Consider the following 11506-nt stretch of genomic DNA (forward strand, 5'->3'; position numbering starts at 1 on the left):
ATGCCGGGTGGTGTGGCAGGGGAGCGACCCACAAGGTCGCCCCCTATGCCGATTGGGTTCTATAGTTCGCTCAACGAAAAGTTGCCCTGGAACCAGAAGATCAAGGGGCAACGATCCCACACTCGACGTTTTCAAGCCGCCCGGCGATACGAAAGACGTGCTTTTGCGATAGTGGGGTGTAGGCGCGGCGCGTGCCATCGCGGTGCGATACTGTCGGCGCCTGTCCAGTTCTAGCCTTCGGCTTTCGGACCCCGGTCGCGCCATTCCCTTCCAGCTTCTTGATGTGAAGGTGGTCAGGCGCGCGGCGTACTCGCACGCTCCGCAGGAAGACTCGTCTGGAACGAGATGGAGTGCTCGGTTCAGTGGAGATGGCGGCCGACAGTGCGGACATGCCATCGAGGACCGGTTGTCCTTATCAAGACCATGATAGACCAAATCCTCCCGTTCGCTGACGAGGCCAGAACGCCGTCAAGTTCGAGCGCCCCGGGGCGATGGGACGGAAGAGATACACAGAGTGCAGCATGTGGCGCTTGTTCAGTTTGTTGGATTTTGATGGGACCCGACCAATTCCCAATCCCAGCTCAGATGGCCAGGGAACTCGTCCTGATATTCCCTGAGCATTCGGTGGTTGTGCCGCTTGGCCTCGGAGTGGCAGATCTGCTGTTCATCGGCGCATTTGACGACCAAGGCCTGTGGCTCGATCTTTGCCCCGCGGTTCACCTTGGCGCGCAGAGCGGAGGTTGAAAGCCGCAGTTTCGTGAGGCCGTTCGCCGCAGCGTAGTTGAGGGGCTCGTAGTAACAAAGGACGAAGTATCTGTAGTCATTGAGATCGAGACCGTAGTTTGCCCCGAAGTAGCGCAAGTGAAGTGTCGCTCCAAAGCGATAGAAGATCGCCAGCGCGGTTATATCTTCATCACGCTTGGAAACTGCTGCGGCACCGAAATACGATACACCTGACTTTCTCTGCCCCGCGAGGATCCCTTGCACCCACTCGCGATCCTGCATGCCACCGTACCGTGACCTGTTCTGGGTGATGAGATCAGCGGCTACCGAGTCATCGAGTTCGTCGGGCGCGCCCCATTCGACCCGACTTCCCATTCGCCGGAACGCCGCGATTTCAGACTTGGTCTGATTACGATCATGCGCGCGCCAGCTTGCCATCATCCCGGCAAGCCCTGTATCAGGCACCTCCAGCGAGGCTTGGGCAGAATGCAGAACGACGGCCCCGCCTATGGCATCTGCAAATTCCACCGCAGCCTGGTAGGGCATGTACGGCATCACAAAGCCGGCATATCCCCGCTGCTGCGCATACTCTAGCGCGCAGCGTCCCAACTCTGCTAGAGCCTGATGCCTTCGCCTGCCCTGAATGCAGGGAATCTCGTTGTGTGTGTTGCGCCGACCGCCGAGCCAAAGAAAGCCCTCTTGCCAGGGGCCCCGAACGCCCGCCATGCAAGCTGGTAGGAAGAACATCCCAGGCGATTGGTCTCCTTCCCAAAGCGTACATGCGGCGACGAGCCCGGCCGACCCGTGGACGGAAAGCACGTCCGTTGCACCGAGTGAATGTTCGAGGCCTCGCAGCCACCGGTAGCTGTTGTAGAAATTGTCGTCACTGACGAGGGCATCCCATTCATGCTCGTCCATGTCGGACAGCTTTTGCGAAACGCCTGAGCAAAACGCGTGGGACGCGTCGCTCCTGAAAGGGAAAAATTTCATGGCTAGTCCGATTTACTGTGGGTCACGAGCGCGCACACCCTCGATGATGATCGAGTGTGGCTTTTGAAGATATGCATGCAGCTCTTTAGGAGCCTGACCCAAAGCGGCGCATTCTGGGGCATCCAGTTCCCGCCACTTCAACGATCGGAGGCCGGCTTGCCCTAACGCCCGCTCCAAAGAAGCAGCGGACCAATACGATGCGAAGACGCTGCCCTGCTTTCCGTTTTTGCAGAGTCGTATCCTTACACCTCCACCATCGACATATGGTTTCTGAAGATCATCGGCGCTGAGCCTGAGGCCATAGCGTTCGTAATAGCTCCGACGTGGATCGTAAGATGGGTGAATCGGCAGTGTCAGCAAGCGCCCGCCAGGACGTAACAGACCGACCATGTCGGCGCACATATCTTGCAGCTCAGGTCCGCGGCTAGCGTATTGCAGCACATGCACGGCAAGAACCAGGTCGAATTGACCTATCAAATCGGGGCTGAGACGAGTGACGAAGGAGATGCCCGGAGACTCCTTCTCCGCCCGACGCCGCGCGTAGTTGAGCATGCCTTTCGTCGGATCGTATCCTACAACCCGGCCCGCGCCGCGTTGCTTTAGCCAGCGGGAATACATCCCCGTGCCGCACCCGAAGTCGAGGACCGAGAGACCCTCAACGTCACCAATAGCCTGTAATACGCTTGGAATTTCGATCTCTTTTCGAAAGGGCCAGTGAGCGGTGTCTTCATATAGAGTGGCAAGTTCATTGAATTGGCCCGCATTGTTTTTGGACATGAGGACACCTCTCTTTTCCTACCTATGCGGTATATTGGCGCGAACCTTGCGCATGAGCGTGGTCTTGGGATTCGGGAGTTCACAAGGAAGTGGGCGCTTGCAGGGCGTGAACGCCAAAAGCGCAATCCAGGAGCGCTCGTTGCAACGCGCGAGAAAGGTCCGCACGATGATCAACATGTAGCGCTCGCATTTCAGCTCCTCCTGTACGTGCCAAGAGTATTGAGCAAATCAACTCGACGAGGGTGGCCATCCTAGGTCGACTGCAGCGCAACCTTGTCGAGCTCCGTCAGCGCAAACCCATCTTGATGTCGCGGCGTCTCTGCCGCCCTCCGACAAGAACCAAAGCCGCTCCTGGGCAAACGCCACGCGGGCACCCAGCGACGGACGGGCGAAGCCTGAATTGGCGGACCATCACTCAAGCGTGCGGCGTCTATGGCATCGATTCGAATCAATCGAGCAAGTTTCATCTGAACTCCGGGCTCGGTGCCTCCGAGACTGCGATGGACGTAATCGATCCTGCCCGTCCTCAGCAATCGGCGTGCCGCAAAAGACATTGTGCGAGCCTTGCTTGAAAAGGGCATAACCACGTGCTTCGCGCCGCGCTGGAGGAATAGTTGCATTCTACTGTCCGGTTCCGCTCATCATCGTCTCCAACCGGACGCGGCTGAATACGACAAGGCCAGCCTCAACTGACTAAGGTCCGCTCACGCGCTGAATTCAGATCGTTCCTTGAGGATAAATGTGCCCTATGGCGACCTACCTAAACGCACAGTATCGGAGCATCAGCTGGTGTGATGCGGCTTGCGGCACGCGATCCAATGATGCTGTCGTTGGCCGACGACGCTGCCGTGCTCCAGCGGCCGTCTCGAGGCCATGTGCCAATAGATGCCGATCCGGTACGAACGCGTCTGCTGATCACTGCAGCTCATGGCGAGACATGTCGTTCCTACGCAAAAACGGGGAAAGCGGAGTTGCAACGAGTCAATAGGATCGCGGGTCGTGACGCCTACGAATTCGCCAGGCCAACTTCCTGTTGGACACAACTACAGATAGCAGCGAGAGTATTAGTCCAACTTTGACTGCTGTGGCTCAGGCTCCGGTGCGCAGACTATGTCCGATCCGCGCAACAGCTGCGGCTTCCTTCCATGTCATCACAACAATCGGGGTGCCGGTCGCGAGAATTGGTGCGAGCCTTGCTTGACGTGAGCAAAAGCACCTGCGTCCGGACGACGGGGCGCTGGAATGAGAGTGCCACTTTGTCAGGTTTCCGACTTGGCGTCTCCAACCGGACACGGACCGAACGACAACATGGAGAGAGAAATGAAGGTGACCCCACCGACCTACCTCGCACGGCTGTTGGCGCTGGCAGGAGGCTGAAATGGAAATCCCGGCCTTACTCCGGGGTGATCGCAGGCAAGCGCGGCTTTTTGGACGGGAAGGGCCGGTGTGCAAGCAAGCCCCCGCGTGTCGTACCACCGCCGCATTGGACAAATGCCGATCACTCGCTCAGATCGCGCCTGACAGCAATGCCCGACGAGAGCACCTGAAGCTGGCTCAGATATACAAGTCTATCGGGTGGGCCGCTCAGCGCTTGCAGGGGCTGCACTACACGCAGGAGCGGCGGGCTTGTAACAGCTGGCTGACGCTCTCTCCTACATTAGCGTCCCGTCGAGGCTCCTGGGCGGAAACGGAAGTGACCGCTAGAGCTGTCGGCGTCGCCGGCCACCTGATCCGCGGCAAGAACGTCGCGACCAATATCGGGCTGGCGACCATCACGCTGCGCAAGATCACCACGACCGGCGGCGTGCGGCTGCTCGATCGCAGGCTGATCCTGGCGGCACAGTGGTCCTCGTTCGGTGCGAACAACGACGTACCCGCCGGCTATCTGCCCGCGACCGGGTATGAACTGGTCAAGCTCTACATGACCTGGCATGCGACAAAGGACATTATGTTCACGGCGTCGATCGACAATCTGTTGAACCAGTACTATCGGCCCTATGCCGTCCCCGGCAATTCCACCGATGGCACCAACCAAAGCGATGTGCTGTGGTCGAGCCCAGGACCGGGCAGAGTCTACAAGGCCGGATTGAAAATTCACTTTGGCGGAGCTTAGTTCGACGAGCTGACAAACCAAACAAGTTGCATCGGGCCGCGCTGATGCTCCAGCGCGGCTTCGATGCATCCATGTTTCTAACCAACTCACACGGTACGCCAGGCGCACCCCAGCAACCCAGCAAGGAGATTTCAAATGTTTATCGCGATGAATCGGTTCCAGGTGAAGATTGGCTCTGAGGCGGCCTTCGAGACGGTGTGGCGCACGCGCGAGTCCTATCTCAGCAACATGGCCGGTTTTGTCGAGTTTCACCTGCTGAAGGGGACCGTTGCCGAGGATCACACGCTCTACTCGTCGCACACGGTCTGGATCGACAAGGCGGCATTCGAAGCCTGGACCAAATCGGAAGAATTTCGCCGCGCCCACGCCCGCGCCGACAACAAGACCGGCGAAAGCCTCTACCTCGGCCAGCCCAAGTTCGAAGGTTTCGAAGTGATCCTGAGCGAGCGCAAATCCAGCGCCGCTGCGTGACGGGGAGGGCTGTCATGTTGAGCACGGAGCTTGCCGAACTCAAGGCGTATATGGCTGACAATCCAGGAGCAGTGATCGAGGACGTGGCGCGGGAGCGGAAAGTGAGCCCGCGCGCAGTCCTGGAGGCTATGCCTGAATCGATGGTGCGCCTCGGCCCCGGCAGTGAATTCGCCGCTGCGATGAATGACGTCGCGCAATGGGGCGAGGTGACGCTGATCGTCCACACCGACGATGCGATCTTCGAATTCACCGGCGCCATCCCTGCAGGCGAGATCGGCCGCGGCTACTTCAACCTGATGCAGCCGAAGGGGCTTCACGGCCATGTCCGGCACGAGCGCTGCGCGGCGATTGCCTTCGTCGAGCGGCCCTTCATGGGCAAGTCGTCGGCCTTCATCGCATTCATCAATGTGGACGGCGGCATCATGTTCAAGGTGTTCGTCGGCCGTGACGAAACGCGCGCGCTGCGAAGCAGACCAGTTGCAGCGCTTTCATGCGCTTGCGGAAAGGATCGCGCCCGCCCGCGCGGTGTAACCGATCCGCATTGTCAGCCCGGGAGACGATCATGCAGCGAACGATGCTGAACGTTATGATCCGTTGGTGTGGCGCGGCCGGCGTGGCTGCGTTGCCGAGTGCGGCGCTCGCCACCACCGATGTCGCGCTGCTGCCGCGCAACCTGTCGCCCTGGAACATGTTCGTGAATGCGGACATCGTGGTGCAGGCGGTCATGGTGGGCTTAGGCTTCGCCTCGCTGGTGACGTGGACGATCTGGCTGGCGAAAACCATCGAGATCCGCCGCAAGACCGCGACCGCCAAACGGCGCCTCAGCCTCTTGGAAATGGATGCCGTGCTGGCCAGGGCCGAGCAGGAGAGCCGCGGTGGCAAGGACGCCGTGGCGGCGCCAATGGACATGATGCCGGGACCCGAGATGCAGCAGGCGGATGCGTCGCCGCCCGAGCCCGCGGCCGCAGAGGCCGTGCGGGAGCAGATCGCGCCGACTACGAACATCGTGGAATTGGCTTTGATCTCGCGCAAGCGAACCGACCGCGGTAGGAACTACGGCTCACAATCGAGAAACCAATGAGCACGCCTGCGAGACGACGGAATCATTTGGCGCAAGAAAATCCACACATCCGTGAACAAATAAGTTGAGCAAAGCACTATCGCACCAAGGTCTACCCGAAGCCGGAGGATACTAGATGGATCGACAAGATCGAGAGCCTTCAAGACGAAGTGATGGCTCTTTGCAGGAAATGAACTCGTCTCCCGATCCGGGGGAATTGGTATCGGTTGGCGGTCCTAGGTCTAGGCCAAGAAATTCTCTCTCTCTCTCTCTCTCTCTCTCTCTCTCTCTCTCTCTATGCCCGGGTTCGAATGACGTTATCCCAAGCTTCTCCCTCTAAACTGCATCAACCTTCAGAGATACCAGTTGGCGAGCAACTGGCTCGGCGAGCCCGGGCTCTGCTTGTCCCCCATCCGTTCGCTGCGGAGATGTCCAAAGATCAGGTTGCCAGTCTACTACCTGAATACTTAGCGATGTCACAAGCGTTCCCGCACCTGCAGGCGGGATCACAAAAGGATCTCATATTCGACGCAATACGTCGCAATCGAGACCTCCCGAGGGACGTTGAGCTGACCAGTGTGGTCGCAAATTTTATCTGCTGGGATGAAACGGGAGGTCACAGTCGGGTTCTCCAAGGCGGCAACGCTGCGCTACCCAGTATTCTGGACACAGAAAACTTCCACTCAAAGCTCTTTAGAACAGATGCGTCGCGCCTACTTGGCCGAGCAATACAGCCTAACTACAGTACGACAACGAGCCGGTACCTGCGTGCGCTATATCATGGCTTGTCGTCGAGAGACCCCATAGTGCGCTGCGCCTACATGGTTGCCTTTGAGCTACATGCTGCGGAAATGATCCAGGCGCTTTGGACCACTTTAGTCAGAACCTTTGATGCTCGCACTGATGATCTTGAGTATTTCCAGGTCCATGTCGGCGGCGAGGATCCTGCGGAGAAATATCACGGAGAGATGACAAGCAGGCTCATTAGCGAACTGGTCCCTGCCGACTGCAATAGCCGTTTCTTGGATGAATTCGACCGCGCGTATGGTCTCAGCTTAGAGTGGTGCCGCAATCTAGTCGGAATTGATTCGCTTGACGGAGATGGTCGGCCGGAGGTTGAACACAGTGGCCGCTGCCACTGTGGGGCTGTCAAGTTCTACGTACGAGCGCCAGCAGAGATTTCTGCAGTGAAGTGCAATTGCTCAATCTGCCAAATGTCCGGATTTTTGCACATGCTCGTTGCTGACGACAAGCTTAGGATTGAATGCGGCGAAGAACGCCTCACTACGTATCAGTTCAATAAGAACATCGCTCGGCATACGTTTTGTCGGGTTTGCGGCGTAAAGCCATTTTATCGGCCGCGATCGAATCCGTCAGGATTCAGCGTAAATGTTCGATGCCTAGATAAAACGACGATCGAAAGCATAAGAATAGATGATTTCGACGGCGAGAATTGGGATCTGGCGATCCGCTCGTTGCAGGCGGATTAGAAGAGTCGAATTTGAGTGAATCCGAAAGGCGCGAACAATGAGTGATAAACTTGGTCTGCTTTCAGAAGATGCCCTCGCGAAGTACCGCTCAGAGCTGGCAGATGAAGGTACGGTCCTGATTGCCCCCGAGACGTTGTTCACCAAAGATGAGTTGACGAGGATCGATCAGTTGCAGTCCGATATTCCCGAAGAAGAGGTTCGGAAGGGAGATGCCGGCGATTCTCACAATGTTTTTGTAAGACGAGTGCGCCTGGATCACGCCGGCCGTAATCCTAGCAACGTGAATGGTACAGCTTCAGCGCAGATCATCGAACTACTTGAAAGGACAGAGCGGATCTCCGCGCTCAGGAAGATCTTCGGAGCCTCATCAGAATACGTCATTCGCCGATGCCAAATGCATCGCATGCCGCCTGGGTCCTTCGTTGGCATCCATTTGGATGCTGAGAGCGACCCCGACTTCGAGTATTCTGTGATTGTTCAGCTAGCGACAGATTTTGAGGGCGGTGAGTTCGTCGTATATCCAACCAACCGTAAACTCCAAATGTTTCGGCCACCTTTAGGAACCGTACTGATCACCACATGTAGGTTCCGGCATGAGGTAAGGCAGGTGCACGCCGGGGAGCGTCGGTCACTCGTCTACTTTTGTTCAAAATACGGCGGTGCGAACCGCAGGATAATCGAAAGCCCTGCCGCTCGCGCATGAGGTCGGCTAGCTACTTTCCGGCGCAAAAACCGCGGCTCTGAAGGGCGGGGTCAACCACGCAGACAACGAGAAGCCCCGCGGGGGCCGCGGGGCGATGAGAGGGCAAGATTGGCGCTGGAAGTGGACTACCTTTGGAGTGACTGCTCTTCCATCACGCGACCGATGCTCATGAGGTTATCGGCGACAACGCCGAGCCCGACCCAGCGCTTCATTCCAGTGCTGCCTTTGTAGCGGCAGCGATCGAGCCCGTGCCGCCGTTTGGCCACGCTGATGCGCCCCTCGCATCCGGTCCGCCATTTCTGGCCGTTGCGGAACCAACGCTTCTTCTGCTCGCGCTTGCGCGCGACGCTTTTGATGGAGCGATTGGGGATGCAGACGCGTTTGACGCCGCTCGCCTTCGCCGCGGCTTCATTCCTGGCGGAATAGAACCCGGCGTCTGCTGCGACCAGACGTGGCGTGCGACCGAGCTTGGCTTGATGGATTTCGATGGCCGGGATCAACAGGTCCGAATCACTCTGCCGCCGGTCGTAGACTTCGTAGTCGATCACGATCTGGTTTTCGGCTTCCTGCAGCTTGACCATCTTGCCGAACTCGTTGGGCTTGCCGGCCTTGCCCTTGCGAATGATCGTAAGCGTCGAGCTGAGGCCGTTCGGGGATAGCGATCGTTTACCCGACGGCGAGTGAAAGGCGTGGATATCGATGCCCGGGCGATTGACGTCGATTTGGCCGGTTGGTTTCTTGAACTCAACCGAGAGCCCTGCCGATGTCTATCGAATCCCAGTTGCGCGAGAAGTTGCGGAAGATCGAGGCTCTTTTCGCGGGTGCCGGAACGGCCGGCGAGCGGCTCGCGGCGGAAGCGGCGCTGGAACGTGTTCGGGAGCGTTTGACGGAACTTGGTCGGCAAGATCCGTCAATTGAGATGCAGTTCTCGATGCCGGATCAATGGTCGCGCCATCTGTTTCTTGCCTTGTGTCGGCGTTATGGCATGAAGCCGTATCGCTATTATCGGCAGCGGCGCAACACGGTCATGGTTCGCGCACCCAAACGGTTCCTCGATCAAGTTCTGTGGCCGGAGTTCTCCGAGCTTGACCAGGCCCTGCAAGCCTATCTTCATCAAGTGACGCTGCGCGTGATCCGTGATGAGGTCTTTGCCGACGCGAGCGAGGCGCAGGAGATTCCGGAGGCGTTACCACCGAACTGATGGATACGGTCAGGAAGGCTGACTCTGCTTTTGTCTCAGGCAATGGTTCGTCGATTCGCCATCGAGCTGAGGCCGTTCAGGCTTTGAAGTTCCATGGCATGAGCTGGTCGATGTTAGAGATCGGCCAGCCTTGAGCAATGCGCTCAAGGGTCTGCGTGAGCCAGGCGTGTGGATCGACATCGTTCATTTTTGCGGTTTGCAAAAGCGTGGCGAGGGTTGCCCAGGTCCGACCGCCGCCAGCGGATCCTGCGAACAATGCATTTTTCCGAGTAATTGTTTGCGGTCGGATGGCGCGCTCGACAATGTTGGAATCGATTTCGACCCGAGGCTGCAGTTCGAAGCCAATTTTGCCCATCCATTGCGCCATCAGCGAACGGTCCAGCTCGACCTGGTCCCGCGCATAGATGGCTTCCTGCTGATAAAGCGGCAGACCATCGGCATATTTGGAGACGGCGATTTGGGCCAGAAGCGCCTCGGTGGGGATGCCGCTCTCGATGATATGGGGTGGCGCCGGCGCCTGGATCACGCCGTCGCGATTCCTGTAGGCGTATTTCGGGCGGCGCGTGACGATCACCCCGAACTTCGCCGGCATCACGTCCAGACGCTCCGACACGTCCTCGCCGATCAGAACCTTCTCCAGCCCCTCGCAGCTTGCGGGAATCTCAGGTTCGATGACAATCTCAACCCGCTCCAGATGAGCCGCGAAGCCCTTCCGCGGACGCCGCGCACGTTTCGGCTTGTCCTCAACGGCGCTGTCGAGCTCAGCTTCGATCGCCGCCATGCCGGTCTTTATTTCGTCGAACACGAAGGCGTGCTGCTCGTCGCTCAATGTCGCGCCGCGCAGACGCTCCGAGCGAGTGCCGTACCGCGACCGCTCCAGCATCCTCACGATCGCCGTCAGCGTCGCGATCCGCTCGTCAGCCGTCTTGTTCGCCACTTCGAGATGGCTGGTGCGTGCCTCCAGCAGCGCCCTCTGTTTGGCCATGGCGACGATCATCGCCTTGAGCGCGTCAACGTCGTCGGGAAGCTCTGCAACGGCCATCGTCATCGCCGCCATCAGAGCATGTTCGCGGTCGGTTTCCCAAACTTTCCAAAGGCCTGATTCAAAATGCCACAGATTTTTCAGCCCATCGATTGCGGCCGCTTCACAGCCACCGGTCGGACCTTCTTCCAGTCCAGCCATCGACCAGCGCAAGCAACTGCGCGTGGTTCAACCGCACCGTGACCGGCCCAATCCGGGGCCAGCAGAACTGCGTTTCCTCAAGCGTCTTGGCGAACAGACATACTCCTGTACCATCAAACCAAACCGCCTTGATCCGGTCTGCTCTTTTCGAACGGAAGACGTAGAGCGCGCCACTGAATGGATCAGCGCCGCCGTCCCGCACCAGAGCCATCAAGCCGGTCGCCCCCTTGCGGAAGTCAACCGGTGTGCTCGCTACATAAACCTGCACGCCGGCCGGGATCATGCCTTGCGAACCGCCCGGATCACGTCGGCAAGCCGGGCAGGCTCGACGTCGCCGCCGGCGCGAACCACCACATCGCCGATAACGATTTCTACCAAGTCGCTCCGCATCGCATCAAAGCGCGCGAACTTGACCGGCTTGTTCGCCGCTGCTGCCAATGGCACAACCACTCCAGAGGCCTTCGCCTTGCGACGCCACGCGAAAAGCTGCGACGGATCGAGCCCATTTGATCGCGCAATCGCCGATACATTTGCTCCCGCAACCAACGTCTCTCCCACGATCCTGGCCTTCTCCTCCTCCGACCATGACCGGTAACTGCGCGCCGGACTGTTCGACAGCCGCACAGGGCTCGCCGTGAGAACCTCGAAGCTTCTGCTATCAGACATACGTTCGCTCACAGGAGTCTCCTTACAAATCACAAGGAGATTCTCTGCTGTTCGAACACGCCGCGCTATGTGGGGTGCGCGTACCGAGCGATCGCGACCGGGCGTTCCGATTGATCACGACCGGCTGTA

The 11506-nt window shown here is 58.6% G+C and carries 10 protein-coding genes and 3 pseudogenes; 7 read left to right on the forward strand and 6 right to left on the reverse strand.

Annotated elements, in window-relative coordinates:
• Nucleotides 1-534 precede the first annotated feature (534 nt).
• On the reverse strand, nucleotides 535-1713 hold the full coding sequence (locus KJQ96_RS36990; protein ID WP_213291007.1) for a peptidogalycan biosysnthesis protein: 1179 nt from the start codon (nucleotides 1711-1713) through the stop codon (nucleotides 535-537).
• 12 nt (nucleotides 1714-1725) lie between these two features.
• Complete coding sequence (locus tag KJQ96_RS36995; protein ID WP_213291008.1) at nucleotides 1726-2490, reverse strand: class I SAM-dependent methyltransferase; 765 nt, start codon at nucleotides 2488-2490, stop codon at nucleotides 1726-1728.
• Nucleotides 2491-4198: 1708 nt separating this feature from the next.
• Here KJQ96_RS36995 and KJQ96_RS37000 point away from each other — a divergent pair.
• The 6 genes and pseudogenes from KJQ96_RS37000 to KJQ96_RS37025 form a co-directional block, all read left to right on the forward strand.
• Nucleotides 4199-4603 (forward strand): annotated as a pseudogene (locus KJQ96_RS37000) (TonB-dependent receptor); the annotation flags it as partial.
• A 135-nt stretch (nucleotides 4604-4738) separates the two neighbouring features.
• Nucleotides 4739-5074, forward strand: coding sequence for an antibiotic biosynthesis monooxygenase (locus tag KJQ96_RS37005; protein WP_213257277.1), 336 nt, complete (start codon nucleotides 4739-4741; stop codon nucleotides 5072-5074).
• Nucleotides 5075-5088: 14 nt separating this feature from the next.
• A pseudogene (hutX, locus tag KJQ96_RS37010) lies at nucleotides 5089-5605 on the forward strand (heme utilization cystosolic carrier protein HutX).
• A 31-nt stretch (nucleotides 5606-5636) separates the two neighbouring features.
• The gene (locus KJQ96_RS41880; protein WP_309142529.1) at nucleotides 5637-6155 is read left to right on the forward strand and encodes a hypothetical protein; all 519 of its coding nucleotides are present in this window, start codon (nucleotides 5637-5639) and stop codon (nucleotides 6153-6155) included.
• 785 nt (nucleotides 6156-6940) lie between these two features.
• Nucleotides 6941-7624: a GFA family protein gene (locus KJQ96_RS41600; RefSeq protein WP_245310898.1), complete on the forward strand. Its 684-nt coding sequence runs from the start codon at nucleotides 6941-6943 to the stop codon at nucleotides 7622-7624.
• Nucleotides 7625-7661: 37 nt separating this feature from the next.
• Nucleotides 7662-8327 (forward strand): 2OG-Fe(II) oxygenase, encoded by a 666-nt coding sequence (locus KJQ96_RS37025; protein ID WP_213257281.1) that lies wholly within the window; start codon nucleotides 7662-7664, stop codon nucleotides 8325-8327.
• A gap of 125 nt (nucleotides 8328-8452) precedes the next feature.
• Here the strand turns inward: KJQ96_RS37025 and KJQ96_RS37030 are convergent.
• Nucleotides 8453-8953 (reverse strand): annotated as a pseudogene (locus KJQ96_RS37030) (transposase); the annotation flags it as partial.
• A gap of 155 nt (nucleotides 8954-9108) precedes the next feature.
• Here KJQ96_RS37030 and KJQ96_RS37035 point away from each other — a divergent pair.
• On the forward strand, nucleotides 9109-9528 hold the full coding sequence (locus tag KJQ96_RS37035) for a hypothetical protein (RefSeq protein ID WP_249727388.1): 420 nt from the start codon (nucleotides 9109-9111) through the stop codon (nucleotides 9526-9528).
• A 76-nt stretch (nucleotides 9529-9604) separates the two neighbouring features.
• Here KJQ96_RS37035 and KJQ96_RS37040 read toward each other — a convergent pair whose 3' ends face one another.
• The 3 genes from KJQ96_RS37040 to KJQ96_RS37050 all read right to left on the reverse strand — a co-directional run bounded on the left by KJQ96_RS37040 (nucleotide 9605) and on the right by KJQ96_RS37050 (nucleotide 11377).
• Nucleotides 9605-10576, reverse strand: coding sequence for a transposase (locus KJQ96_RS37040; protein ID WP_213257584.1), 972 nt, complete (start codon nucleotides 10574-10576; stop codon nucleotides 9605-9607).
• Between the two features lie 97 nt (nucleotides 10577-10673).
• Nucleotides 10674-10994, reverse strand: a complete 321-nt coding sequence (tnpB, locus tag KJQ96_RS37045; RefSeq protein WP_213257580.1) for an IS66 family insertion sequence element accessory protein TnpB — start codon at nucleotides 10992-10994, stop codon at nucleotides 10674-10676.
• On the reverse strand, nucleotides 10991-11377 hold the full coding sequence (locus KJQ96_RS37050; protein ID WP_249727389.1) for a transposase: 387 nt from the start codon (nucleotides 11375-11377) through the stop codon (nucleotides 10991-10993). The genes tnpB and KJQ96_RS37050 overlap by 4 nt, the downstream gene beginning before the upstream one ends.
• Nucleotides 11378-11506 lie beyond the last annotated feature (129 nt).

Origin of the sequence: Bradyrhizobium sp. sGM-13 (assembly GCF_018398875.1) — a bacterium.
In the GTDB taxonomy this organism is placed as follows: domain Bacteria; phylum Pseudomonadota; class Alphaproteobacteria; order Rhizobiales; family Xanthobacteraceae; genus Bradyrhizobium.